Here is a 22,538-nt window from a genome sequence, read left to right on the forward strand (position 1 = left end):
CTCGCTCCGTTCATTGTCAAGTATCAGTGCTGGAAAACGCCGTCGCCGTGGACGGTCGGCGCGGATTCGAGTTCGATCAGCTTGCGGACATGGGGCTTGGTCTCGGGGGTGAAGCCATAGACGACTTCTTCGCCCCACTCGATGACCGGTGTCGAGTTCGCGCCCAGTCCGTTCTTGACGTACGAGTAGGCGTCACCGTCTTCGGTGATGTCGATGACTTCGTAGTCCACGCCGGACCCCTCGATCATCCGGATAGCCATCTTGCACGGCTGGCAGCCCGGCTTGCTGTAGACGGTGATCACGAGATCCTTTCCAGTAGAGCGCTTTTGCCCTTACTCATGACTAGAGAGTTGACGTCCTCGCCCGGCGGGCAGGGAATGACTTTCGCGTTCGGCAGGGACTTGGCCACGGTGTTGGCGAATCGGTGGCCCGCCTCGTCGCCATCAGCGAGCACGAACACGTCCCGATACCCGAGGAAGGGTTCTCGGAAGTGGGGCTGCCACGCTTCGGCCCCCGGCACTCCGACCGTGGGCACGCCGCATACCTGCGATGTGATGGCGTCGATCTCGCCTTCGGTGATGGCGATGATCGGGCTCTGTTCCAGCAGAGCCGTGGTGTTGTAGAGCCTGGGCCTGTCCCCCGCCGTGGTCATGTACTTGCCATGGCCCTTGTGCTCGTGGTCCTGGATGCAGCGGAACCTGATCGAGACCACGGCCCAGCCGTGCTCACGCGACCACCGCAGATACGGAATGGCCAACGATCCGCGGTGCGTCTCATGACCAGGGAGTGGATCGGCCACGTATCCCAGGGCGTAGCCGCTGACGGTCTCGCGGACGCTCGGACCCATCAGGCCCCGTGTCCCCAAATACTCTTCGGCCGGGCTTTCGGGCAGGCTTCTGGCGTACCGTTCGGCCGCCGTCCGGAGAAAGGTCCTCTGCGATTCGGACAGCCTCTGCAAAGCTCACCTCCTCTTGCTGTCGAATGATCGCTATCGCGTCGCCCTTGACCGGGCAGGCGAAGCACTTGAATGCGCTGCTGGCGTAGGAGACGCTCGCCGATGGCGAGTCGTCGCCGTGGAAGGGGCACCGGCAGCTGACCCACTCGTTACGGCCCGCGTCGGGCGGAACCCAGTCGGGGCAGTACCGGTGGATGACCTGGGTTATCAGCGCCCGCCCCTCACCGGCGCTCCGCCCTCCGGAACGATCCGGCATCCGATCACCTCCACAGCCGGCGGATGACTCAGGTATCTCTTGCCTCGGTCGAAGGCTTCTGGCTCATCTCTCAAGTGGCCCAACACATTTCGGTTGCACATCGTGCAGAGCAAACCTCGCACCATGCCCGTGGCGTGGTCGTGGTCGACGCTGAGTTTCTTGCGTACGCCGGTCGCTCGTCGGCAGATGGCGCACTTGCGGCCCTGGGCCTCGTAGATCGCCCAGTACTCCTCCTTGGTGATGCCGTACTGATCGCCGATGTGTTTCTCGTGCGAGTAGTCGCGGCGCGATGTTCGTTTCTTGCGGTGGTGTGTCGCGCAGCGTGGTCCCGGATGCGGAGCCTTGCGCTTGGTGGTGATGCGTTCGGTTACGCAGTCGACGCACACCTTCGCCTTCCCGGCGGGGCGGCGGGTCGCCAATCGAGCCTCCGTTCATTGTCAAGTAATTGGGTAGAGGAAGTCCCGGATCTGCATCGAATCGCCCACGAACTCGAGTTCGGCGGCGTCCGCACCCGAGGGGTCGGACTTGCCACCGCGGTTTTTCACCGTGCTGACATAGAGGGTGTCCACGCCATAGTCGGCGTCAGAGATCCTGCGATGCAGGGTGAGCACCATCTCCGGCACTCGGGTGATCTGCCCCTTCACGCCGCTGAGCGGGATGGCCTTGTCGGCGTCGTTGTAGCTGCCGGTGACGTGGTGCAAGCCGATGACGCACGCGCCGGTCTGCCGCCCCATGTCGTGGAGGTAGTCCATCAGCGATTCCAGGCCGCTGAACGGGTCATCGTCGCCGTCGCCGCCGGAGCGGACGTTGGTCACGTTGTCGATCACGATCAGCTCCGGGAAGGTCCCGTAGACCTCCTCGTAGGCCCGGATCGTGTTCTCGATGTTGTCCAGGTTCGGACTCGCCTCGTAGTTGAAGCGGATCGGAATCCCCCGGAAAACACTCGCCGCGTCGCCGAGCTGGTCGCCGCGAACGGCCTGGGCCGCCTTCTCCAGCGGCCACCCGGTCAGGATGGACACCGAGCGAGTTGCCTGGGTGAAGGCATCGGAGTCCGCGCTGAAGTACAGCGTCGGCACTCTTGCGCGGAGCGCCAGCGTCAGCACGAAAGCCGACTTGCCGGTGCCCGGCCCGGCCGAGATCAGGACGAGCTGGCCGCGAAGGAAGCGTGTCCCTTTGTCCTCCAGGGCTTGGAACACCGTAGGCAACGGCTCACCGGCCGATCCACGGATGTAGAGACTTTGAAGCGGCGTATAGATCTGTGGTCCTCCTCACTTTCAACGGCGCCACGGTCATGAATCCCTCTTGGCCCTGGCGTCGTGGATGGGCACCCCTCGCCGACTGGCTTCACCCTCGGCGTCCAGGGCCGATTGCAGCGCCTTGACCAGCTCGGTTCCCTTCATCTCCAGCGTCTCGGCGATGGCAAAACCGGGGGTGCCGTTGCGGTGCATCCGCAGCACCGCGGCCGTCTCATGCGGGGCATAGCCGGAGGTCAACAGCGGGTCATCGGGGGTCAAGTTCATGACATCTCCGTTCATTGTCAAGTCTCAGCCCATGGCAAAGGCGCACGACGCCTTCACGTCGCAGAATCGGCATTTGTCGGGGTCGGGCTTGGGATCGAATCTCTCGGCCTGGATGTTGTCCTCCAGCTCGTGGAACGACTCGGTGACCCGTTCGCGGGTCCACTCACCGATCCGGTAGTCCTTGGTGGGTTTGCCGGACCGGCCCATCCAGTAGTCGCCGACCTGCGGCGGGTCGATGTCGAACTCGTCGGCCAGGGCCACCGAGTAGACGCCGAGCTGGAAGTCCCCGCCCGGCTGGTTGCCGGTCTTGTTGTCGCGGACTCGAACCTCGTCGCCGGTCTGGATCACCGCGTCGATGTAGCCGCGGACCTTTACCCCGTCCAAGTCGATGTCGAAACCGAGTTCGATCCCTGGTGTGCCGTCTGGGGCAATCCAGATCACCTCTTCGGGGTGCCGTTCGTACCAGTCGAGATATCGGCCGACCTGGTCCAAGCCCAGCCCGTACCGGCGTTCGATGTCACGCTCTCCGTTGTACCGTCCCGACCAGAACCAATACTCGAAGTTCGGGGTGCGCTCGGTGTACTTGGCGATCTCGTTCGAGTACTCCTCGCGGAATAGATCCTGGGCCTGTTCGAGATCCATGGTTCGGTCCGATCGCTCATACATCTCGGCGACAGTGTGCACTGCCGAGCCTTGCGCGAGCCAGGCGGCCGGCCGGGACCACACCCGGTCCAGACGGGCGAGTTTGTATGAGTACGGGCACTTTTCGTATTGCTGGAGCTGCGAGACGCTGCGATGCGTGACCGGGCTACGCATAGCCTGGCTCTCGGAAGTAGTGGACCGACGCGATGCCTTCCCCGAACATCATGTCTTCGTCCTCATGGGTCTCCACCTCGGCCGGTGGTGACGCTGCGTAGAGATCCGCGATCGGCTGGAGTAGTTCGTCGTCCAACCGAGTAGCGCTGCTCCGATAGACCAACATCGTCCACACGCCGGTGGCGATCATTGCCGTCGTCACGAACAGCAGGGACGGCACCGAAATACTTACGTGAGCGAAGGCATGGACCGGTAATGCGTGGTGACTGGCCGCAAGCATCTGCGAGTGCGAAGCGGTCACGGTTCTCGAGGAGGAAACCTCCATATGATCTTGCCTTCCTCATTCATCTGTGTGTGCTCGTTGACGCGGATCAACAGATCCCCGTCCGAAGCCTCACGCGGCCGGTAGGCGAAGCCTCCGACCGAGCTGACCCCCGGCTCCGGCGGCAAGGACGGGTCGAATTCGACCACGACATTTTGCTCGCGGAGTTTCTTATAAAAATTGCGCAGCTTGGTCAACTTATCGGCGGTCATCCCTCGGCCGCCGGTTGCCATGAATTCGGCGTGATTACGCAGATTGCGAGCAGGGGCCATTTGCCCCTGTTGCGTCGTCAATATCCACGGAAAGTTCTTCAGCGCTATTTCGCGCGGAGTCTGCTTACCGCCGTAGGTCTTCTTGACCCAGGACACATACTGCCTGGTCACGCCATACATATCGGCGATTTCGGTCTGATTTAAGCCCTTCCCTGTCAAGTCTTCGATTATCGACAGCGTGAGCTTGTCTTCGCTGTTGTGGCCGTCCATTGAGGAGCCCCCAAGTTTCTTCTGTTGTATGCGGTCGGTCCCGGCGAAGGTACCACCTGGATGCTAGTCATTGTCAAGTGACCATACCTTTCCCTTGCGGGTTGATGAAGGATTCTCGGTCCCTGATTCGCATATGTCGTCATCGCGTTGGGATCGAACAGAACGACACAACCCGCTCTCAGGGCGGTGGTCTTGTTCTGTTGTCGCACCACGGGCGGAGAACCCAGTGGTCAGATCTCGGAAACCTTCCGGTTACCTCGGCGATTCGGAATACTATCCAGCCCTCGGTGTCACGTCAACTATCGCCATGACCTGCGATCATCCCCTACCGCAGACCTAGTTGACGCCCCTGTTCCTCATAGTCAGCCGTAACGAACCTCCCCGAACAGCGCCACTTGCAGCACCATGTCAGCAACCTCAGAGTCGATGTCTCCGTACCGGTACCCGGCCGGAGCGAAGTCGTTCTCTCGATTGGCGGCCGTGATCAGCTGGCGCGCCTTGTGGTTCATGCCCGTGACGTCGTGAGATCGCGAGACCTCGTTCAGCCCGTGGGCGATCGTTTCGATATCGACGTGGTACTTCTCCCCGTCCTCGTAGTCGACGATCACCGCGTGTGCGTGCGGCGCCTCGTGCAGGTATCCGCGTAGCTCCGACCAGTAGCCGATGCCCCCCTCTACCGCCGTTGTCAACACGTCAGTCAGGAACTGGATGCGTTCTCGACTGCGGGTCCTCATAGCTCGTCTTCCTCATCCGAAACCAGCTCAGCGTCAATGAGATCCGAGCTATCGGAATAGTCCGAGCAGTACGACGCCTTGCAGGCGATCTGCTCCAGCACCGCGGATTCGTCGGTGAGATCCAGGTCCGCCGGAACCTCGATCACGTCGTGGTAGTACTCGACCGTGCTCCAGGACACGCGAATCGTCTTGGTCTTCATTCCTTGCCCTCCTGGTACAGGCTCTCCTCCGGGTTGGCACAGTGATCGCCAGCGCAGCGGCAGTGCTGGTCGCCGCAGTCGTCACCCTCGGCGTGGAATGCGATCCAGTTTTCGGCGGCGTCCAGCCGCCCCAGGCCGATCATCAAGTGCGCCAAGGCTTCTACCTCGCCGCAGCAAAGCTTCTCGCCGATATCGCTGGCCAGATACCCCGAGGCCCATGCATCAAGGAAGGTATCTACGTCGGATCTCAGGATCTCTACGGTGCTCATGTCTTGTTCCTTTCGATTCGTAACTCACACCGCCCCCAGGCCGGCGAGGGCCTGGGGGCGTAGCGAACCCGCGAATCAGGAGTGGAGGGCAAGTCGGCTGCCCTTCAGCCGGCCGTCCCCGATATCGGCGTTCGCTCCCTCGGTCCAGCCGTCTCGGAACCCGGAGCCTGGAGCCTTGTACTTACTGGTCTTCGGCTTGCCGAACCGCTCCTTGCGTGCAAGCTCGGCGCGCTGGCGGTCATCGACCAGGACCAGCGCGGCACCTGTGGTCTGGGCCTCGGTCGAGGTGGCCACGGTCTGTTCCTTGTCCCGCAGGGTCCGGCCGACGCGTTCGAGCCATCCGATGGCGAAGGATCGCCGCCAGGACCGAACCTCGCCGCCAGTCATGTACGAATAGCCTTCCGGCCGTGCTGATTTCGTGGCCTTGACCATTTGCGGGGCGAGCAGTGCCAGCAACAACATGACTCGTTCGACGTGCGGTTTCGCGCCGACGATCATGCCGTGGTTGTCGTGGGTCCAGTGCAACGATTCGCAGTGCAGGGCGCTTGCGATCCGATGCATCAGCCGCAGCTGTAGCAGCTGGTATTGGCCGGTCGCATCGAACCTCTTGACGACGATCTCCGCCTGCTGGGCCTGCGCGCCCTGGGCGGCGCGGATCTTCGCTTCGTCCAGTCCTCGGGACGCGATGATCGAGTACGCCTGCTCGCGCGCCAGCTCGGCTTCGGCCTCGGTGACTCCCGGCCCTTCGGCCAGTGCCAGCAGCTTGCGAACCTTGTCTTCCCAGTTGATTGCCATGTCTCAGTTCCTGTTCAGGGCATAGAAAAACCCCCTGGGCGCTTGGCTCAGGGGGTGCGGTGTGCGGTGTGCGGTTAGCCGAGTTTGGCGAGGATCGCTTTCAGCATCCCGGTGTGGGCGTCATGCCGGGCCTCGATGACATCAAGGCGGTTGAAGACCTCACCGAACTGCTCGGGGACGCTGATCAGCTCTTTAGTCTCGGGGTCGGCGAGTGCGCCGAGGATGGGGCCGATCTCGTCGGAGACCATGCGCCGAAACCGTTCTGTCTCAGTATCTTTGCGGAACGCCCATGCCTCCAGGCTGGCCACGCGTTCGTCGGTGTGGTTGCTCATTTCTTCCCTTCCCTTGTTCCGAAGTCTATCCAAGGAGACCGGCGAGAAATCGGGCCAGCGCGCGTGATTCCTCCGGGGGCAACAGCAGCTCCCAGCGCACCTGCCCGTCACGCACCCGGAAGTCGCCGCCGCGACCATGGACACCGAACTCGCCACGCTGCATTCCAGGCAGCCACGTCGCGTTCGTCTCACTGACCAAATCAGCTTCGGTCTCCCGGTCGTCCAGCTCTTGCTGGCGGAAGCCTTGCCATGCGTCGATGGCCACGGCATAGGCGTGCTCGTAGGCGGGCATCAACCGCCGGTTGATCTCTCGCGCAATCATCAACGAAGCCTTGTCAATCGAGACGTTGATCTCCAGGCCGCGCAGGTTCTTGGGCAGGTGGTCTCTAGCCGGGCCGTATTGGGGCAGCACGCGAATCATGCCGCGCGGCACCGAGTACAAGCCTCGGCGCGAGGTCAGCAGCAGCGCCATTCCGTTGGGGCCTTGAATCGTGGCCCGTCCCTCGTTACTGCCGAAACCTTCGGCGTACCAGCCGGGTCCGATGTGATGGGCCACGGCGTCCGCGATAGCGAACACGGAGTCGGTCTGTTCGAACGTGGTCACGATCAGTCCTCCAGGAAGTAGCGCCGCACCCATTCCGGGCCGAACTTTCCGAAACGATCCGGGTTCTCGACTCGCGTCCAGCCGAACGGATCAAGGTGCATGAAGACGTGGCCGGTACCTCGCGAGTTACGCAGAAACGCAATCTCTTTGGTGGGCTCTCCGGGGTATGTGACGTCAACCGAATACATCACCTGATCGGCAATCACGTTGGTGCGCTGGATCTTTCCGAGCGTCGGTGTCATGTCTTGCATGTGTTCTCCATCTCTCAGCGAAGAACCCGGCGGCCGGAGCGATAGCTCACGGCCCCAGGCAAGAGGCTCAGTGATTCCAGAAGAGGAAGCCTTCGGCGTAGGTCATGTCGCCGCCGGTCACCAGGTCGCGGCCGTACGCCTCGAAGTCGAAGTACATGCGGATCGTGTCGTCCACCTGCGACAACGCGTCTTCCATGACGTCGTAGGCGTAGTCGGCCGGGCTCATCGCTCCGACATAGGCATCCCGGAATCCGGCCACAGCGTCGGTCAGGCCATCGAACTCATCGAGACCACGGATTTCCTGGATGAACACCGTGAACGCTTCGGCCTCGTCGAGCTTCTCCAGCTCATCGAGCGTCTTGGCCAGGTCGAAGACGTCATCGAAGCGAGCCCACGCACTGACCTCGAAGCCGCCGAACCCGTCGTAGTCATGGATGGCCCATTCCTCGGCCACGGCACCTTCACGCCGAGCGGTCGGAGACTTCCGCAGCATCCGGTCAACCGCCGCGAGTAAGTCTGCGCCGTCGATGAAGTCGAGCACGTCCAGCCACTCACCGTGCAGACGCCCGGCGTTGTAGTCGGTGAGGCTGGCGACGTAGATGCTCGCAGTCACGGTCTTACCTTTCGTTCATTGTCAAGTCGGGATGAACAGCGAACCCGCCGGACTGAGCCACAACTCAGGCCGCAGGCAAATCTGCTAATCCAGGTAGAGGGTCGAAGCCTGCGGGTCGTACTTCACGACCTTGCGGATGTAGGCACCCTCACGAGTGCATCCGTTGTACGACTCGCTATCGAATTCAGCGAGGTCGTCGTACAGGTCTTCGTATTCGGAGTCGATGTCGTCCGGGTCGAAGTCTTCCGGAACGGTCACTTTCAGCGAGTGGTCAGAGATATCGATCCATTCGAGAATGATGGTCTTCATTCCAGCAGTGTCATTCATTGTCAAGTCTCCTATTCGGCGATGATGTTGCGCTTACGCAGATCGAAAATCTCGGTGCGGCCCCAGTGCGACAAGGTCACGACAGAGCCCAACCGGGCAGCGATCCAGCCGGGGATTACGCCTTCGCCGAAGTCACAGGCAGAAGAGTCGATCATGATCGGGTAACCGCCGCCATACCCGTATTCGAGCAAGCCTTCCCAGACCAGGCGGTCGATGATCGCTTCGGCAGCGTCGGTCAATTCGTAGGCACCAATGGCTTCACGAACGGCCTTGTGCAAATCCCATCGACCGTAGTTGTCCCAATGCTCTTGGATCTGCTCCTGTTCGACTTCGGACCACACTTGGTCGTCGAGAACGGGATAGCTCTCTAGGGCATCCAGGGTTTCGGTCATGTCTTCCGGGGCCTCGGAATCTAGATCCAAGGCGATGTAGTCGCAATTCGAGTACGGGCCATCACTCAATCCAGGGGCGTCACCCCATTGCTCGCGCAGCACTCGGTAATTCGCGATACCTACGACATCGTCGTACCCATATTGATCCTGGGCGTGGGTGCCCTTGACCAGCAGCAGGTCTTTGTAGTCGGTCCGGTAGCCCCTGGCGTAGAACTCGGCGAAGTGGTCGCAGCGCTTGCGCCAATCCTTGCCGTACACACGAGCCATCTCGCCACGCACCGAGGTAGCGAACGCTTCAATTCCGCCGTCGTAGTGCGCCGCCACGTAGCCAGCGACGTCGGAGTCTTTCCAGTCGTAGGCCACGTGATCGGTGTGGTCATAGATCCACTGCCGCCCCTCGTTGATCTGGTCAACGTCCAGGGCAGGAAGAACCGCAGTCATGTCTAGCCTTTCATTGTCAAGTCACCAACGCCAGGCAGAGGCATAGCTCTGCCCGACGCAAGCAACTCGCGCCGCTTTCGCTAACCCTCCTACCAGGCCCGTTTCTGCGGGTACTGGCGTTCCTGGTCACGTCTCAGGTGACCTTGCCCCTAGCCTCATCGCGTATAGCCTTGGCATGACCATCGCTCATCTAAGAACCAGTAGGTTCGCGCTCTGTATTGAGTTCTCAAAGTTCATTCGGAAACGATCCCTTCAGGCTTGCGACCTGGAGTTCATCGCTCCGTTGTTGTTTCCAAATTTAACGTCTCGACCGTTCATTGTCAAGTCCGTGTGAATCCATGTAAGACCGAAGCCTCGCACTTGAATTTCGATTCGAAACCTATTCGCCCAGCCGTTCATTGTCAAATTATGGTGTGTAGTGTTGCTGCGCAGCTCTCTAACCCTTCACGCTTTAGGGTTCCCAAGCACCATTGACGAACGATCAGCCAATCAAAGGCTCTCACGTAATTCGGAGATTCACACTATTGAGTTGACCAAAGGATCGCGCCGGAATCATCCGGTCGAACGGCCCTCACTCAATCATGAGAGCCGTTCATTGTCAAGTCAGAGACCGAACTTGCACGGTTCGTCAAGCGTCGCGCTGTATGCACTCAGCCATTCACTGGCCGACCAATAGCAAACCGTGGGATCTTCGGCCGATTCATCGGTTCCACAGATCATGTTGCCCATGGTTGCACAATTCCAGCCCGGCTCATCCTCTTCAATGGCCGATGCGGTTGCGGGTAGCGCGGCAGTGATACCGATCGCGATTGCGATCACTCCTGCGAACCTGCGCATTCCGTTCACCTCGTTTCCGTGTTGCCGTTCATTGACAAGTGAAACGTTACCCAGCAGTGCCGTTCATTGTCAAGTCGTGGTGCGCATTCGCTGATAGGGGTGCATATCCGCCGGGGTGCAGGGGGCGCACCCTGGGCAGGGACAGGGGGTGCACAGGGGCACGGGGTGCAGGGAGGGGCACACCGCAGGGGGTAGGGGCAAGGGCAGGGGTGACCCTGGGTGGCGGGTGGGGGCAGGCAGGGGGTGGGGGTGGGGTACCCCTGGCAGGGGCAGGGGGCACGGGTGGGCAGAGAGAGGGAAAGCGCAGGGGCACGCGCGCGGGGGCACGCGCAGGGAGTGACCAGGGGGCGCGCACACACAGGGACAGGGCACGCGGTGGGGGCACACCAGGGGCAGGCTGTGCAATACCCGCAGGTCAGACGGGGTGCAGCCCACCCAGGGGGGCATACCCCCGCCCGCCCGCGCTAGATCGGCACGTAATGCGGCTGCCCGGTCCTGTACGGGTTTACAGGCCGCGAGTCGGCAACTGGAAGTCAGCGTCGATCGTGTCCAGCAGGTTCATGAGCTGGGCGTATTCGACCTCGAAGGTCAGGACGAATCGAACGCCGTCGTCATCGACGATCTTCGATGTCTGCAATCCGATGAGCGGACCCGTGAACGTCGTCCGCTCCGGTCCTCGGGTGACAGTCCAGGCACCTGCCGGTGCGCGGAGGTGGGGAGGACTCGTCCGCTTCTGCATCCACTCGCGACAGCGATCGAGCAGATAGTGCACGGCCGGGGTATCAGCGGTCGGATATTCGACCAGCTGCCGGTCGATGTGCCACGGGATCGCGTCATGGCCGCCGTAGTGGGTGGCGGTCACGAAAAAGCTGGCCCGGCGCATCTCTACCCGATAGTTGCCTCTCGATAGGACTCGCGCCAGAGGTACAGGCTCGGGTCGCCGACTCACGGCAGGTTGCGGTTTCGGCGAGAGAGCCACGGGGATTGCCAGCCCTTCCCGGATTGCCTCGATCATGTGCTTGAGCTGTGAGAACTCGATACGGAAGACGAGGACCAGCCTGTGGGTGTCCTCGGCGTATACCGAGATCCTGAGCCCGACGAACGGGCCGTAGATGGTGAGGAACTCCCGCGTCCGCTGCGTGCGCCAGGCACCCGGCCGCGCCATAGAGAACGGGGCGGCCCGCCGGGTGATCCACTGTTGCGCTTGTTCGAGGCCGGCCAGGAACTCCAGCTGGTAGGGAGGCCGGATGGTCACCATGCCGGGGCCGATCCGGACGGGGATCATCTCCGGGCCTTCGTCGTGGTGGGCGCTGACACGAACGACGGCGCGCTCCATCTCCAACCGAAAGTTGTCTGTCTGAATAACTCTGTCCATGCCCACCCTCTCTCGCTTTAGTTCGTATGACGTACAACACTTCATCCAACCGGAACGACCCCCGTTTTGCTGTGGGCTCCGCCACGTGGGGAGTCAACGGGACGGAATCGGGGGGTGCGGGACTCCTATATATAAGTGAGGGAGCGAAAGCGACCGAACGACCCTGTCGGGTCTTCCCGCAGCCCAGTAAAGGGCTGCCCAGGTTAGACCGGCCATCGAAGCCGGTCCAACTGGTATCCCCATTCCATTAGGAGGCCCATTTGTCCGGATGGGCCTCTTCGGACAGATCCACTCGACTCCCTCCTGATTGGGAGTCTCGACGGAGCCAGGTGCTCCGGAGAGATAAAGGGATCTGTCAGATTCACTTCGTTGGCTGCTGGAAGGCTGCCACCGAGATTGATCACATCAACCGCGGGGATGACCACTCTCTGCGGAACCTACGAGCGGCTTGCTCGTACTGCCATAGCAAGAAGTCCTCCGCCGAAGGTCACGCCCGGAAGGCGGAACTTCGAACCCGGAGGTTGCGAGTAGCACAGCGTCACCCTGGGGCTTTATGACGGGCCAGGAGCCCGTCCTCACCCAGGAGGTGTTCTGTGGGCTCTCGTGGCCCTGTCCCCAAGCGCTCGGACCAGCGGGTCCGGCGCAACAAAGATGAGGTGCCGGTCGAATCCGTTGAGGCGATCGGCACCGTAGCTATCCCCGAACTCGGGTTCGACGATCCGCATCCGCTGATCTTCGACCTGTATAAGTCTCTGTCCGAGTCAGCTCAGTCGAGGTACTACGAACCGAGCGATTGGCAGTTCGCGAGATTTACTCTCCATTTCGCGGACAAGCTCTTGAAGTCCGGTAGGCCGTCAGCTCAACTCCTGGCGGCAGTCAATCAGGCGTTGACCGACCTACTGGTTACCGAGGGCTCTCGCCGTCGCGTCCGGCTCGAGATCGAACGCGGCCAATCTGGTGCCGACGTGATCGACATCGCGGACCTGTTCCGCCAGAAGCTGGCTGAGTGACAGAGCCCGGCCCGGAGGGGGTTGAGCCCGCTACTTGCTCCCCCTTCCGGGCTGCATCCAACTACGTACGAAAGGAGTCGCTCCCGCATGGCTGTGATCGGCGATGAGCTATCCAGTGACACGCTGGTCCTCTACGCAGGGCGCGACTTCAAGTGGTCGTTCGAGAACCTGGACGAGCAGGGACAGCTGATTCCCTTCCCACCCGGCCGGCTGTTCTTCGAGTTCGACACCAGCCCCCTGACAACCTGGGAATTCGCGATCTCGGGGTCGCGGGCGGACCTGAAGGTCGAGCACCCGGAAGTGAACAAGGTCCCGGCCCGGACCAAGTGGCAACTGGTCTTCATGCCCGCGAGCGAGGCCGCCAGCGGCGGCGGCGATCCCGTCGCAATGGGCACAGTCCGGAGGCAGGGCTGATGCGGCTCCGCGGCTTTCCGCCCAACGGCCGAGTTGCCGTGTCGTATGTGGGCTCCCCCACAGGCGCCATCGTCGGACGCAGTAGGCCACTGGTCGACAAGATCCTCTCCGTGCAGGGGCCAACCGGTCCCCGTGGCCCGGTGGGCTCGGTCGGTCCGGCTGGACGCGGCTACTCCGCAGTGGGCTTGAAGGGTGAGGCCCTGGAGTTCTCTGCCTCGGACGGCACAAAGGACACGGTTACGGTCCCAACGATCACCGCGTCGGCGCAGTCCGCCACCAGTGCGGCACAGTCCGCCATCGACGCCGCCAGCTCGGCGACGGCGGCCGGTCAGTCCAAGACCGCCGCTGCCGGATCAGCAGCTGCTGCCGCTCAGTCCGCGAGGGACGCGGCGGCGGCCGTATCGAACGGCATCCCGTCCGCGTCTGCGACGGTGGTCGGTGGTCTGAAGCTCGCGGGGGATCTCGGCGGGACGTACGACTCTCCCACGGTTCCTGGATTGGCTGGCAAGGCCCCAAAGATCCACGCCCACCCCATCTCCGATGTGACCGGACTCCAGGCGGCACTGGACACCAAGCTGAATCAGGCACAGGTCGACGCGCGGGTCGGTGTCGGCACGGCCGCGCTCGTGGGCCAGGCCCCGACGACTCTCGACACCTTGAACGAATTGGCGAAGGCGCTCGGCAACGATCCGAACTTCGCCACGACTGTGGCCGCTCAGATCGGTGCGAAGGCCGACCGGGCACACACCCATGCCGTTGCGGACGTGACCGGCCTCCAGGCCGCGCTGGATGCGAAGGGCACCTCGAACTTGATCATCGGCACCACGGCGACGACCGCTCTCCGTGGTGACGCCATTCAGGTTGTCTCCTCCCTGCCCGCGTCGCCCGTAGCGGGTGTCCTCTACTGCATCCCGGAGTAGCTCATGCCCCTGTTCGCTGGCCCTCAGAAGCTCAAGACACTTCAGGTCGGTGGACAGAAGGTCAAGGAGGGCTGGTTGTGGAGCGGCTCGGCGTGGCAGAAGGTCTACGCCTCGGTTCCGCCGTTCTCTTTCGTCGAGGAGTTCAACACCGCGTACCCGGATTCTCTCGGCCCGGCTTGGACTTTCATCTCGGGCACCAAGGGACGAGTGGTGAGCGGTCATGCGGTGCTGGCTACGACCGGCACAACCGGCAAGGTGACCTCCTGGCATCGCCCCACCGGAATCGTTGCGCCGCAAGACGATGTGGTGGTCAAGTTCCGAATGACGGCACCGACGCCGTACGGAGCGGCCACCGACAACGAGACCGTAATCGCGTTGCGATGCACCGACGATGCGTCTATCAACGATGGCGTTTGGATCGTGTTGATGGGTGGCAAGTCCCGCATCTTCACGATGATCGGCGGAACGCAGGCGGCCCGTGGGACCGAAGGCACCTATCCCTTGGACGTCGATCTGGAGTTCCGGGCGATCGGTCGCACGTATTCGCTCGTGCGGACCGACACCAATGCCGTACTCACGTCCTGGACTGACTCGGGTAGCGCCACGTTGGTGGATGCAGCACATCGTGCGTTCAAGGTAGCTCTGACCGGCAACTATCCGTTTCTTCAGAAGCAATACAACTCTCCGGCGATCGACCGGATTGAGTGCATCCTCCCCGGCGCGTCCGACCGCTCGCTCAAGCGCAACTGAGCACGCCCCGACTTGACAATGAATGGAGTGCATCTATGCCCTGGAACGGCGACCCGAGCTGGCTGGCCGATGTGATCCGCGCCGAGGGCGTGGAGGTCCGCGAGTGGCGCGACCCGGACGGCACCCCGTGGCAGCAGATCGGCCACGGCGACTTCGGCAACGTCTGGGGCGTCCTATGGCATCACATGGGCGTAAATGACCAGGGGGCCAACGTAATTCGCAACGGCGTGCCGGGCCTGGACGGTCCGATCGCCAACATCCACCTGTCCCGCGACGGAGTAGCCACGATCGTTTCCGGCGGCGTTGCCTGGCACGCGGGCCTGGGTTCTTGGCCAGGCGTGCCGACCAACAATGGCAATTTCCACCTGATCGGTATCGAGATGGCCGGTAACGGCACCGATCCGTGGCCAGCGAAGTGCTGGGACGCCGCGGTGAAGATCGGCGCGGCCATCTCGCGTCGACTGGGCTACGGCGCTGACCGCAACATCGCCCACAAAGAGTATGCCGGTGCGGCACAAGGGAAGTGGGACCCCGGCAACTGGGACATGGATGCGTTCCGGAACCAGATTCAGAACCGCCTCGATCGAGGCGCACCGCAGGAAGACGTTCTCGACATGACCCCCGAACAGCTCAAAGCCCTCATCTTCGAGTGCCTGGACACCTACGTCGGCCCGATCGGCTCGGACGTGAAGGACATTCGCTGGCAGCTCGTCGGCGCGCGGGACAACATCCCCGGTGACATCGGCCTGTCGTATCCGGGTCACCAGTTCTTCGGCAAGGGCCGGACGCTCGATGACGCGGTGGCAGCGATCGGCGAGAAGCTCGGCGTGGACGGTATGCACGATCCGAAGGCTGGCGGGAAGTGAAGGCCCGCGCCGCTCTGGTGCTGACCGCTGTTTCGATCGCCTCCTACTTGACAATGAACAGTGGGGTAGCCGCTGCGGAAGGCCCCGGCTGCGAACCGGTGGCCTCCTTCGGCCTGGGCGGCAACATCGACCCGGACGCGAGCGTGTACGGCCCCGGCATCCGGAAGGTGCACTACTCGGCGTCGATCTTCCCGAAGGAAGCGATCACCTACGACGACTCGGTCCGCGAAGGCCGCGACAACATGGTCCGCGCCGTCGAGGATTACGCCTCGGTGTGCTCAGGCCGCGTGGTGGTGAAGGGCTACTCCCAGGGCGCGCGTGCAGCTGGTGACGCGATCGAGGTTCTCCAGGCCGGTCCGTATCGAGACCGGATCTCCGGCGTTCTGTACGCCGACCCGAAACACCCTGGCGGAGTTGAGGACACGCTCCGGGGCCTGTCGATCTTCGGTGCGACCTTCACCGGTGGCCGGGCCGGTTTCACGGTCCCGGTGCGGTCGGAGTGCAACCCGCGCGATGCCGTCTGCGACTTCCCGCTCTGGACCGATCCGATTCGGACTCTTCAAAGCATCGACGGCTACCTGAATGGAGCCCACGTCTACGACGTGAACAACTGAATTTGGAGGAGGTGAGGGAGTGAGCGCGGATAAGGAGCTACTCCCCGCCCCTCCACATATTGTCGGCCCTACCTGGCGTCGATATGAGCAGGGAGGCTATTACCTCCCTGAATTCTCCCTCGGTTGGGGGGTCATTAACTGGCTGGCCGAATATGCAAGGCAGCCGGGTGGCCCCCAGGCCGGCGGTCCTTTCCTGCCGACCTTGGAACAGGCTCGTTTTCTGGTCTGGTGGTACGCGGTCGACGAGGCTGGAAGATTCATCTACCGAAGTGGTCTGCTCCGCCGATTGAAGGGCTGGGGCAAGGACCCGCTTGCGGGCGCTATGGCGCTCGCGGAATTGTGTGGGCCGGTTGCGTTCTCGCACTGGAATCCCATTACCGGGCAGCCCGTAGGCAAGCCCCGGCCGTCTGCGTGGATTCAGATCGCCGCGGTTTCCCAGGATCAGACCCGAAACACCTTCACGCTTTTCCCTGCCCTGGTCTCCGACAAGATGCGCGAGACGTTCGGGCTGGATCTGAACAAGACGATTATCTACACCAAAGCCGGGGGAATGATCGAGGGCGTCACGTCCTCGCCATTGGCGTTGGAAGGCAAGCGACCGACCTTCGTCATCAAGAACGAGACGCAGTGGTGGGTCGAGACCAACGACGGGCACGCGATGTCCGAGGTGATCGCGGGCAACGTCGACAAGTCCGCCTACGGCGCGTGTCGCTCGCTGTCGATCTGCAACGCTCACGTGCCCGGCCAGGACTCCGACGCGGAACGGGACTACGACGCTTTCAACGATGTTCTTGCAGGTAAAGCGGTAGATACAGGCTTCCTGTACGACTCGCTGGAAGCGCCGGCCGATACCCCGCTGTCGGAGATCCCCTCGCCGAAGGAAGATCCCGAGGCGTTCGAGCGCGGCGTGCAGCTGCTGCGCGCGGGGCTGATGGTCGCCCGCGGCGATGCCGAGTGGCTGGACCTGGACACGATCATCGCCTCGATGCTGGATATCCGGCGTCCGGTCACTGAATCCCGCCGCAAGTTCCTCAACCAGGTCAACGCCGCCGAGGACTCCTGGATCGCCCCCTACGAGTGGGACACCGTTTTCCAGGCGACGAAGCTGGAGCCCGGCGAGCGGATCACGCTCGGATTCGACGGCTCCAAGTCCAATGATCACACCGCTCTGGTGGCCTGCCGGGTCTCGGACGGCTGCCTGTTCCTGCTGGGCCACTGGGACCCAGAGAAGCACGGCGGCGAGGTCCCCCGTGAAGACGTGGACGCCGCAGTGCATTCCGCATTCGAACGCTACGACGTCGTGTCGATGCGTGCGGATGTGAAGGAATTCGAAGCATACGTCGATTCGTGGTCTCGGACCTACCGCAAGCGAATTCAGGTGAATGCGACGCCGGGTAATCCGATCGCCTTCGATATGCGCGGCCAGGCGAAGCGATTCGCCTTCGACACCGAGCGATTCCTAGATGCGGTGCTGGAACACGAGCTGTCGCACGACGGCAATCCGGTTCTGCGTCAGCACATTCTCAACGCGAAGCGTCACCCCACGAATTGGGACGCCATCGCGATCCGAAAAGCCAGTAAGGACAGCAGTCGCAAGATCGACTCCGCTGTCTGTGCCGTCCTCGCATTCGGTGCGAGGCAGGAGTTCCTCATGTCCAAGCGCAACCGGTCCCGAAAGGCGGTGGTGTTCAAGTAATGGCTACCGCCGTTGATGTCGACAAGACACGGGACGAGATGCTCAACAAGTTCGAAGAGCAGCAGTCCAAACTCAAAGAGAACAAGGCGTATTACGAATCCGAGCGCCGCCCTACGGCGATCGGTATTGCCACTCCCCCGAACATGCGAGATCTCCTCGCGAACATCGGCTATCCCCGCCTCTACGTCAACGCCCTCGCTGACCGGCTCGAGCTGGAGGGCTTCCAGCTGGCCGGCCAGGACGAGGCTGACGAGCAGCTCTGGGATTGGTGGCAGGCCAACTTCCTGGACGTCGAAGCGACCCTGGGCCATGTCGATGCCCTGGTCCACGGCCGGGCCTACATCACTGTGGCCGCCCCGGACGAGAACGATCCGGGCGTCGACCCGAACACCCCGATCATCCGGGTAGAGCCGCCCACGGCACTGCACGCGGTGATCGACCCGCGGACTCGTCAAGTGTCGCAAGCGATTCGAGCGACCTACGACGCCGAAGGCAACGAGGTGATCGCCTCCACGCTGTACCTGCCGGAACGCACGGTGGCGTGGGTGAAGGAACAAGGCCAGTGGAAGGTGCTCTCCACCATCAACCACGGCATGGAGATGGTGCCGGTCATTCCCCTGACCAACCGCAACCGGCTATCGGACCTGAATGGCACATCCGAGATCACCCCGGAGTTGCGCTCGGTCACCGATGCCGCTGCCCGGCTGATGATGAACCTCCAGGCCACGGCCGAACTGATGGCCGTGCCGCAGCGACTGCTGTTCGGTGTGAAGGCCGAAGATCTCGGGGTCGAAGGCGACAACCCGAATGCGGTGATGGAGGCGTACCTAGCCCGGATCATCGCCTTCGAGGATCACGAGGCCAAGGCCCAGCAGTTCCAGGCCGCTGAGCTTCGCAACTTCACCGAGGGCCTCCAAGAGCTGGCCAAGCAGGCCGCGGCCTACACCGGCCTACCCCCGCAGTACCTGTCCAGCTCGTCGGACAACCCGGCCTCCGCCGAAGCCATCAAGGCATCGGAATCGCGGCTGGTGAAGAACGCCGAACGCAAGTCGAAGATCTTCGGCGGTGCCTGGGAGCAGGCCATGCGGGTCGCTTACAAGGTGATGAACCCCGGCTCGGATATCCCGCCGGAGTACTACCGCATGGAGACCGTCTGGCGTGACCCGTCGACTCCGACCTACGCGGCCAAGGCCGACGCCGCCGCCAAGCTTTATAACGCAGGCAACGGCGTCATCCCGAAGGAACAGGCCCGCATCGACATGGGCTACTCGATCGAGCAGCGCTTGAAGATGAAGGAATGGGACGAGGAAGAGAACCCGATGGGTCAGCTCGCCTCGATGTACGCGGTGAAGCCGCCCAGCGCTGCCAACACCCCGGAAGAGCCTGACGCTCCGGCCCCCGAGGAGCAGGCTGCCGCATGACCCCCGAGGAGTACGCCTACCAGCAGGCGCTGATCTCGGCGGTAGCGGTCACGGTCATTGAGAAGTGGCTGAAGTTCTTCACCAATCCGGCTCTGACGATCGCCGAGTGGCTCCGGCTTCTGGAACTGATATTTCCGGAGGTCGTCACTCGGCGGGAGCAGGCCGCGGAGCTGGGGCGCCAGTTCTTCGATTCCCAACGGGCACAGCATCATCCGCAGAGCCCGCGCCATGATGTGCCGCTGGAGGCGTACCGCTTCGACTGGTTCGTGGAAGCGATGGAGCCCTCCCGGCGGCGTATGTCGCAGGAGCAGGCCGCAGACAACGCGGTGGGCGATGTGCTGCGCCGGATCGTCAAGGAGATCGAGAACGGCGGCCGTCGCCAAGTCATCCGCTCCGTCGAGTCCGATCGAGCCAAGATCGTGAAGGGCTGGGCGCGGGTGGCCACAGGCCGCGAGACCTGCGCCTGGTGCTTGATGCTGATCTCCCGAGGCCCTGTGTACATGGCCGCGGAGACAGCCGGTCTGGACCTCGATGACCCGTCCGCGGCGCGAATGGTCGCCGCTGGCGAGGACGTCAGCGAGTACATGACCCAGTGGCACGCCGGGTGTGACTGCAAGGTCGTCCCGGTCTACAGCCGGGCGAACTGGCCGGGCAAGAAGGCCGCCGACGCAGCGCTCGAGCTGTGGAACGACGCCAGCAGCGAAGCCACCGCGCTGATCGAGTCGGGCGAGGCCCGGACCGACAACCGCAACCGCGAAGCGATCAATGCGCTTCGCCGCCGCCTCGCACGAGGCGAAATCACCATGTCCGACTTCGCCTTCGCCGCGTAGCGGATTCCCTTCCAGCCCCAGGTGGGCTGATCCACGTCCAGGAGACGAATCCCCCATGTCCGAAACCCAGGCCGCCAGCGCTGACATCCCCGTGACCACGAGCCAGGAGCCCGTGGCCCAGACCGTCGATTCTCTGCCCGAGTGGGCGCGGGAAAAGCTGACCAAGGCCAACAACGAGGCAGCCAAGTACCGCAACGAGAAGAACGATGCGGTGTCCGCGGCCAAGGCCGAGGCGCTGACCGAGTACGAAGCCAAGCTCGCCGCAGAAGCGGAGAAGCTGGCCGCGCTTCAGACCAAGTACACGGCCAAGGAACTCGAGCTTCTCAAGCTCAAGGCCGCTCTGACCGCCGAGATTCCGGGTCAGTCCGCCATCGAGTTCGCCTCCCTGCTCCAGGGCGGCACCGAGGACGAGATCGCCACTCACGCCAAGGCCGTCAAGGCGCTGTTCGGCAAGACCGAGACCAAGGATCGCCCGACCGATCCGACCCAGGGCACCGGCAACGTTCTGCCGCTCAACGGTGACCCGTTGCTGGAAATGGTCAAGCGCGTCGTCGGTGCCTGATTCCCCTCTCCCCCAATACCTTTCAGGAGTGACTCATGGCCGTAGTGCCTACCCCGAATACCGTCTCCAAGACCTCCGATTCGATGTTCCAGGGCTACCTGGACCCGGAGATGGCCCAGGACTACTTCGCCGCAGTCGAAAAGACCTCGGTCATCCAGCAGATCGCCCGAAAGATCCCGATGGGTCCGACCGGCGTTCGTATCCCGCACTGGGCGGGCAACGTAAAGGCGGGGTGGGTCGGTGAAGGTGGCCAGAAGCCTGTCACCAAGGGCGACCTGACCAAGCAGGACGTCGTGCCCCACAAGATCGCCACCATCTTCGCGGCCAGCTCCGAAGTCGTGCGAGCCAACCCGGCGAACTACCTCAACACCATGCGGTCGAAGATCGCCGAGGCTATCGCTCTGGCCTTCGACGCGGCGGTCATCAACGGCACCCAGACCCCGTTCGGCGCGTACCTCGCCCAGACCACCAAGACCATCTCCCTCGCTGACCCGCTGGGTGCGGGCAAGGGCGTGGCGGACGGCTCCAACGCCTACACCTCTCTGAACAACGGCCTGGACCTTCTGCTGAAGGACGGCAAGAAGTGGACCGGCACGCTGTTCGACAACGTTGCCGAGCCGATCCTCAACGGCGCGGTCGACACCACGCAGCGTCCGCTGTTCCTGGAGGCCACCTACCAGGACATCAACGCCCCGTTCCGATCCGGCCGCGTGCTGGGTCGTCCGACCTACCTGTCCGATCATGTCGCCAACGGCACCACGGTTGGCTACATGGGTGACTTCTCCCAGATCGTCTGGGGCCAGATCGGCGGCCTGAGCTTCGACGTCAGCGACCAGGCGACCCTGGACCTGTCGCCCGCCCAGGACGGCACGGGCATCGTGTCGCTGTGGCAGAACAACCTCGTCGCCATCCGAGTCGAGGCCGAATTCGGTGTGCTGGTCAACGACCCGCAGTCGTTCGTGAAGCTGACCAACATCGTCACTGCATGACCCGAACTTGACAATGAACGGCGGGGTGGTCTTCGGACTGCCCCGCCGCGAACCCCGAGAGGACGAGATGCCCCAGATCAGGCATCGAATTAACGGCGGTCTCGCCGAGGTTGACGACGAATTCGCGGACCGGCTCGTCGAGGCCGGCACCTGGGAGCTGGCTACCCCCAAGCCCGCCCGACGCCGGACTCCGGCACCGAAGACCGAGGAGTGAGCGATGGCCTACGCCGAACCTGCTGACGTAGCGGTCCGGTGGGGCCGCACTCTCACCAGCGAAGAGAAGGCGCTGATCACTGCGCGCCTGACCGATGTCGAGCGCCGTATCCGCCGCAAGATCTCCGACCTGGACAAGAAGATCGCCGCGGGCACGATCCTGCGCGATGACGTGGTGCAGGTCGAGGCGGACGCCGTTCTGCGGCTGGTCCGCAACCCGGACGGCTATATCCAGGAATCGGACGGCTCGTACTCCTACATGCTCAGCCAGGAGGCTGCCTCCGGAAAGCTGGAGATCCTCCCCGAGGAATGGGAGCTACTCGGCTACCGGCGCACCGGCATGTTCATGCTGGTCCCGACGCTGGCGATGCCGCGATGAGCCTGCTGGACCGGGGCAGCGAAGAGGTCATCGTGTTCCCCGAGGAAGCCGTCACCGACAAGGACGGCAACGTGCGGTCCCGGCCGTCGAAGGTCGGCATCCCCGCCAAGGCGCGGTTGCAGGTGCAGGGCCAGTCCGGCACCAGCGCCCGACGCCAGGACCAGGACAACGAGGGCTTCGAAGGCGAGAAGGTCTACAAGATCCGCTTCCCCCGCTCGTTCCCCCATCTGCTGGGCGCACAGGCCCAGATCGAATGGCGCGGGCAACGCTGGGTGGTGTTCGGAGATCCGAACTACTACACCAACTCCCGGCGCACCGCTCACGTCGACTACACGATCAAGAGGTACTGATGG

The 22,538-nt window shown here is 63.0% G+C and carries 36 protein-coding genes; 15 read left to right on the top strand and 21 right to left on the bottom strand.

All coding sequences use genetic code 11. From position 1 onward, the window contains the following. Positions 1 to 23: 23 nt before the first annotated feature. The 21 genes from HPY32_RS13965 to HPY32_RS14065 form a co-directional block, all read right to left on the bottom strand. Complete coding sequence (locus HPY32_RS13965; RefSeq protein ID WP_231951409.1) at positions 24 to 302, bottom strand: glutaredoxin family protein; 279 nt, start codon at positions 300 to 302, stop codon at positions 24 to 26. Continuing rightward, positions 299 to 865: a toprim domain-containing protein gene (locus tag HPY32_RS13970; RefSeq protein WP_373686632.1), complete on the bottom strand. Its 567-nt coding sequence runs from the start codon at positions 863 to 865 to the stop codon at positions 299 to 301. Before HPY32_RS13970 ends, HPY32_RS13965 begins: the two co-directional genes overlap by 4 nt. Continuing rightward, on the bottom strand, positions 774 to 1,211 hold the full coding sequence (locus HPY32_RS46540) for a CHC2 zinc finger domain-containing protein (RefSeq protein WP_373686633.1): 438 nt from the start codon (positions 1,209 to 1,211) through the stop codon (positions 774 to 776). The genes HPY32_RS13970 and HPY32_RS46540 overlap by 92 nt, the downstream gene beginning before the upstream one ends. Next, the gene (locus HPY32_RS13980; protein ID WP_067580834.1) at positions 1,163 to 1,630 is read right to left on the bottom strand and encodes an endonuclease VII domain-containing protein; all 468 of its coding nucleotides are present in this window, start codon (positions 1,628 to 1,630) and stop codon (positions 1,163 to 1,165) included. The genes HPY32_RS46540 and HPY32_RS13980 overlap by 49 nt, the downstream gene beginning before the upstream one ends. A gap of 18 nt (positions 1,631 to 1,648) precedes the next feature. Further along, positions 1,649 to 2,407: an AAA family ATPase gene (locus HPY32_RS13985; protein ID WP_231951549.1), complete on the bottom strand. Its 759-nt coding sequence runs from the start codon at positions 2,405 to 2,407 to the stop codon at positions 1,649 to 1,651. Between the two features lie 93 nt (positions 2,408 to 2,500). Then, complete coding sequence (locus HPY32_RS13990; RefSeq protein WP_067580830.1) at positions 2,501 to 2,731, bottom strand: hypothetical protein; 231 nt, start codon at positions 2,729 to 2,731, stop codon at positions 2,501 to 2,503. 24 nt (positions 2,732 to 2,755) lie between these two features. Continuing rightward, a complete protein-coding gene (locus HPY32_RS13995) occupies positions 2,756 to 3,547 on the bottom strand; it encodes a RecB family exonuclease (RefSeq protein WP_067580828.1) in 792 nt (263 codons plus the stop codon). Continuing rightward, positions 3,540 to 3,848 carry a hypothetical protein gene (locus HPY32_RS14000; protein WP_156674095.1) on the bottom strand — a complete coding sequence of 103 codons (309 nt, stop codon included), beginning with the start codon at positions 3,846 to 3,848 and terminating at the stop codon, positions 3,540 to 3,542. The genes HPY32_RS13995 and HPY32_RS14000 overlap by 8 nt, the downstream gene beginning before the upstream one ends. Beyond that, entirely contained in the window at positions 3,845 to 4,351 is a 507-nt protein-coding gene (locus HPY32_RS14005) for a hypothetical protein (protein WP_067580824.1), read from the bottom strand. Before HPY32_RS14005 ends, HPY32_RS14000 begins: the two co-directional genes overlap by 4 nt. A 362-nt stretch (positions 4,352 to 4,713) precedes the next feature. Further along, entirely contained in the window at positions 4,714 to 5,085 is a 372-nt protein-coding gene (locus tag HPY32_RS14010; protein ID WP_067580822.1) for a hypothetical protein, read from the bottom strand. Next, positions 5,082 to 5,285: a hypothetical protein gene (locus tag HPY32_RS14015; RefSeq protein ID WP_067580820.1), complete on the bottom strand. Its 204-nt coding sequence runs from the start codon at positions 5,283 to 5,285 to the stop codon at positions 5,082 to 5,084. Before HPY32_RS14015 ends, HPY32_RS14010 begins: the two co-directional genes overlap by 4 nt. Further along, the gene (locus HPY32_RS14020; protein ID WP_067580819.1) at positions 5,282 to 5,554 is read right to left on the bottom strand and encodes a hypothetical protein; all 273 of its coding nucleotides are present in this window, start codon (positions 5,552 to 5,554) and stop codon (positions 5,282 to 5,284) included. The genes HPY32_RS14015 and HPY32_RS14020 overlap by 4 nt, the downstream gene beginning before the upstream one ends. A 75-nt stretch (positions 5,555 to 5,629) precedes the next feature. Next, positions 5,630 to 6,349, bottom strand: a complete 720-nt coding sequence (locus HPY32_RS14025; RefSeq protein ID WP_067580817.1) for a DUF2786 domain-containing protein — start codon at positions 6,347 to 6,349, stop codon at positions 5,630 to 5,632. A gap of 74 nt (positions 6,350 to 6,423) precedes the next feature. Then, positions 6,424 to 6,681 carry a hypothetical protein gene (locus HPY32_RS14030; protein ID WP_067580815.1) on the bottom strand — a complete coding sequence of 86 codons (258 nt, stop codon included), beginning with the start codon at positions 6,679 to 6,681 and terminating at the stop codon, positions 6,424 to 6,426. Between the two features lie 25 nt (positions 6,682 to 6,706). Then, on the bottom strand, positions 6,707 to 7,285 hold the full coding sequence (locus tag HPY32_RS14035; RefSeq protein ID WP_067580813.1) for a hypothetical protein: 579 nt from the start codon (positions 7,283 to 7,285) through the stop codon (positions 6,707 to 6,709). 2 nt (positions 7,286 to 7,287) lie between these two features. Further along, entirely contained in the window at positions 7,288 to 7,536 is a 249-nt protein-coding gene (locus tag HPY32_RS14040; RefSeq protein WP_082870797.1) for a hypothetical protein, read from the bottom strand. A 67-nt stretch (positions 7,537 to 7,603) separates the two neighbouring features. Then, positions 7,604 to 8,149 (bottom strand): antirestriction protein ArdA, encoded by a 546-nt coding sequence (locus HPY32_RS14045; RefSeq protein ID WP_067580810.1) that lies wholly within the window; start codon positions 8,147 to 8,149, stop codon positions 7,604 to 7,606. Positions 8,150 to 8,233: 84 nt separating this feature from the next. Continuing rightward, positions 8,234 to 8,458 carry a hypothetical protein gene (locus HPY32_RS14050; RefSeq protein ID WP_067580808.1) on the bottom strand — a complete coding sequence of 75 codons (225 nt, stop codon included), beginning with the start codon at positions 8,456 to 8,458 and terminating at the stop codon, positions 8,234 to 8,236. 29 nt (positions 8,459 to 8,487) lie between these two features. Further along, positions 8,488 to 9,309: a hypothetical protein gene (locus HPY32_RS14055; protein WP_067580807.1), complete on the bottom strand. Its 822-nt coding sequence runs from the start codon at positions 9,307 to 9,309 to the stop codon at positions 8,488 to 8,490. Positions 9,310 to 9,912: 603 nt separating this feature from the next. Further along, entirely contained in the window at positions 9,913 to 10,128 is a 216-nt protein-coding gene (locus HPY32_RS14060) for a hypothetical protein (protein ID WP_156674094.1), read from the bottom strand. A 523-nt stretch (positions 10,129 to 10,651) separates the two neighbouring features. After that, positions 10,652 to 11,482, bottom strand: a complete 831-nt coding sequence (locus HPY32_RS14065) for a hypothetical protein (RefSeq protein ID WP_156674093.1) — start codon at positions 11,480 to 11,482, stop codon at positions 10,652 to 10,654. Positions 11,483 to 11,850: 368 nt separating this feature from the next. Here HPY32_RS14065 and HPY32_RS14070 point away from each other — a divergent pair, with 368 nt between their 5' ends. From HPY32_RS14070 to HPY32_RS14140, 15 genes are all read left to right on the top strand, one after another. Further along, positions 11,851 to 12,078, top strand: a complete 228-nt coding sequence (locus HPY32_RS14070; protein ID WP_231951408.1) for an HNH endonuclease — start codon at positions 11,851 to 11,853, stop codon at positions 12,076 to 12,078. A 36-nt stretch (positions 12,079 to 12,114) separates the two neighbouring features. Further along, positions 12,115 to 12,531, top strand: coding sequence for a phage terminase small subunit (locus tag HPY32_RS14075; protein ID WP_067580803.1), 417 nt, complete (start codon positions 12,115 to 12,117; stop codon positions 12,529 to 12,531). Between the two features lie 87 nt (positions 12,532 to 12,618). Further along, positions 12,619 to 12,945, top strand: coding sequence for an LtfC-like domain-containing protein (locus HPY32_RS14080; RefSeq protein ID WP_067580802.1), 327 nt, complete (start codon positions 12,619 to 12,621; stop codon positions 12,943 to 12,945). Between the two features lie 140 nt (positions 12,946 to 13,085). Continuing rightward, entirely contained in the window at positions 13,086 to 13,865 is a 780-nt protein-coding gene (locus HPY32_RS14085) for a hypothetical protein (RefSeq protein ID WP_197696369.1), read from the top strand. Between the two features lie 3 nt (positions 13,866 to 13,868). Beyond that, positions 13,869 to 14,615, top strand: a complete 747-nt coding sequence (locus HPY32_RS14090) for a hypothetical protein (protein ID WP_067580798.1) — start codon at positions 13,869 to 13,871, stop codon at positions 14,613 to 14,615. Positions 14,616 to 14,650: 35 nt separating this feature from the next. Continuing rightward, entirely contained in the window at positions 14,651 to 15,481 is an 831-nt protein-coding gene (locus HPY32_RS14095; RefSeq protein ID WP_067580796.1) for a peptidoglycan recognition protein family protein, read from the top strand. Then, entirely contained in the window at positions 15,478 to 16,095 is a 618-nt protein-coding gene (locus HPY32_RS14100) for a cutinase family protein (RefSeq protein WP_067580794.1), read from the top strand. Before HPY32_RS14095 ends, HPY32_RS14100 begins: the two co-directional genes overlap by 4 nt. 19 nt (positions 16,096 to 16,114) lie before the next feature. Beyond that, positions 16,115 to 17,791, top strand: coding sequence for a terminase large subunit domain-containing protein (locus HPY32_RS14105; protein WP_067580792.1), 1,677 nt, complete (start codon positions 16,115 to 16,117; stop codon positions 17,789 to 17,791). After that, positions 17,791 to 19,212 (top strand): phage portal protein, encoded by a 1,422-nt coding sequence (locus HPY32_RS14110; RefSeq protein WP_067580790.1) that lies wholly within the window; start codon positions 17,791 to 17,793, stop codon positions 19,210 to 19,212. The genes HPY32_RS14105 and HPY32_RS14110 overlap by 1 nt, the downstream gene beginning before the upstream one ends. Then, positions 19,209 to 20,042 carry a VG15 protein gene (locus tag HPY32_RS14115; protein ID WP_067580788.1) on the top strand — a complete coding sequence of 278 codons (834 nt, stop codon included), beginning with the start codon at positions 19,209 to 19,211 and terminating at the stop codon, positions 20,040 to 20,042. The genes HPY32_RS14110 and HPY32_RS14115 overlap by 4 nt, the downstream gene beginning before the upstream one ends. A gap of 55 nt (positions 20,043 to 20,097) precedes the next feature. After that, positions 20,098 to 20,604, top strand: a complete 507-nt coding sequence (locus tag HPY32_RS14120) for a hypothetical protein (RefSeq protein WP_067580786.1) — start codon at positions 20,098 to 20,100, stop codon at positions 20,602 to 20,604. A 35-nt stretch (positions 20,605 to 20,639) separates the two neighbouring features. Then, positions 20,640 to 21,593: a phage major capsid protein gene (locus tag HPY32_RS14125; protein WP_067580784.1), complete on the top strand. Its 954-nt coding sequence runs from the start codon at positions 20,640 to 20,642 to the stop codon at positions 21,591 to 21,593. A 13-nt stretch (positions 21,594 to 21,606) separates the two neighbouring features. Next, complete coding sequence (locus tag HPY32_RS14130; RefSeq protein ID WP_067580783.1) at positions 21,607 to 21,807, top strand: DUF7302 family protein; 201 nt, start codon at positions 21,607 to 21,609, stop codon at positions 21,805 to 21,807. A gap of 3 nt (positions 21,808 to 21,810) precedes the next feature. Continuing rightward, positions 21,811 to 22,185, top strand: a complete 375-nt coding sequence (locus HPY32_RS14135) for a Gp19/Gp15/Gp42 family protein (RefSeq protein WP_067580781.1) — start codon at positions 21,811 to 21,813, stop codon at positions 22,183 to 22,185. Further along, positions 22,182 to 22,535 carry a hypothetical protein gene (locus tag HPY32_RS14140; RefSeq protein ID WP_067580779.1) on the top strand — a complete coding sequence of 118 codons (354 nt, stop codon included), beginning with the start codon at positions 22,182 to 22,184 and terminating at the stop codon, positions 22,533 to 22,535. Before HPY32_RS14135 ends, HPY32_RS14140 begins: the two co-directional genes overlap by 4 nt. The last annotated feature ends 3 nt before the right edge of the window (positions 22,536 to 22,538 follow it).

Origin of the sequence: Nocardia terpenica (assembly GCF_013186535.1) — a bacterium.
In the GTDB taxonomy this organism is placed as follows: Bacteria; Actinomycetota; Actinomycetes; order Mycobacteriales; family Mycobacteriaceae; genus Nocardia; species Nocardia terpenica.

Bases quoted from the DNA above. Each gene is read 5' to 3' on its own strand.
- HPY32_RS46540 (WP_373686633.1), bottom strand. From the start codon at position 1,211: ATGCCGGATCGTTCCGGAGGGCGGAGCGCCGGTGAGGGGCGGGCGCTG.
- HPY32_RS13990 (WP_067580830.1), bottom strand. From the start codon at position 2,731: ATGAACTTGACCCCCGATGACCCGCTGTTGACCTCCGGCTATGCCCCG.
- HPY32_RS13995 (WP_067580828.1), bottom strand. From the start codon at position 3,547: ATGCGTAGCCCGGTCACGCATCGCAGCGTCTCGCAGCTCCAGCAATAC.
- HPY32_RS14005 (WP_067580824.1), bottom strand. From the start codon at position 4,351: ATGGACGGCCACAACAGCGAAGACAAGCTCACGCTGTCGATAATCGAA.
- HPY32_RS14010 (WP_067580822.1), bottom strand. From the start codon at position 5,085: ATGAGGACCCGCAGTCGAGAACGCATCCAGTTCCTGACTGACGTGTTG.
- HPY32_RS14015 (WP_067580820.1), bottom strand. From the start codon at position 5,285: ATGAAGACCAAGACGATTCGCGTGTCCTGGAGCACGGTCGAGTACTAC.
- HPY32_RS14020 (WP_067580819.1), bottom strand. From the start codon at position 5,554: ATGAGCACCGTAGAGATCCTGAGATCCGACGTAGATACCTTCCTTGAT.
- HPY32_RS14025 (WP_067580817.1), bottom strand. From the start codon at position 6,349: ATGGCAATCAACTGGGAAGACAAGGTTCGCAAGCTGCTGGCACTGGCC.
- HPY32_RS14030 (WP_067580815.1), bottom strand. From the start codon at position 6,681: ATGAGCAACCACACCGACGAACGCGTGGCCAGCCTGGAGGCATGGGCG.
- HPY32_RS14040 (WP_082870797.1), bottom strand. From the start codon at position 7,536: ATGCAAGACATGACACCGACGCTCGGAAAGATCCAGCGCACCAACGTG.
- HPY32_RS14050 (WP_067580808.1), bottom strand. From the start codon at position 8,458: ATGAAGACCATCATTCTCGAATGGATCGATATCTCTGACCACTCGCTG.
- HPY32_RS14055 (WP_067580807.1), bottom strand. From the start codon at position 9,309: ATGACTGCGGTTCTTCCTGCCCTGGACGTTGACCAGATCAACGAGGGG.
- HPY32_RS14065 (WP_156674093.1), bottom strand. From the start codon at position 11,482: ATGGAGCGCGCCGTCGTTCGTGTCAGCGCCCACCACGACGAAGGCCCG.
- HPY32_RS14080 (WP_067580802.1), top strand. From the start codon at position 12,619: ATGGCTGTGATCGGCGATGAGCTATCCAGTGACACGCTGGTCCTCTAC.
- HPY32_RS14090 (WP_067580798.1), top strand. From the start codon at position 13,869: ATGCCCCTGTTCGCTGGCCCTCAGAAGCTCAAGACACTTCAGGTCGGT.
- HPY32_RS14095 (WP_067580796.1), top strand. From the start codon at position 14,651: ATGCCCTGGAACGGCGACCCGAGCTGGCTGGCCGATGTGATCCGCGCC.
- HPY32_RS14110 (WP_067580790.1), top strand. From the start codon at position 17,791: ATGGCTACCGCCGTTGATGTCGACAAGACACGGGACGAGATGCTCAAC.
- HPY32_RS14115 (WP_067580788.1), top strand. From the start codon at position 19,209: ATGACCCCCGAGGAGTACGCCTACCAGCAGGCGCTGATCTCGGCGGTA.
- HPY32_RS14120 (WP_067580786.1), top strand. From the start codon at position 20,098: ATGTCCGAAACCCAGGCCGCCAGCGCTGACATCCCCGTGACCACGAGC.
- HPY32_RS14125 (WP_067580784.1), top strand. From the start codon at position 20,640: ATGGCCGTAGTGCCTACCCCGAATACCGTCTCCAAGACCTCCGATTCG.
- HPY32_RS14130 (WP_067580783.1), top strand. From the start codon at position 21,607: ATGAACGGCGGGGTGGTCTTCGGACTGCCCCGCCGCGAACCCCGAGAG.
- HPY32_RS14135 (WP_067580781.1), top strand. From the start codon at position 21,811: ATGGCCTACGCCGAACCTGCTGACGTAGCGGTCCGGTGGGGCCGCACT.
- HPY32_RS14140 (WP_067580779.1), top strand. From the start codon at position 22,182: ATGAGCCTGCTGGACCGGGGCAGCGAAGAGGTCATCGTGTTCCCCGAG.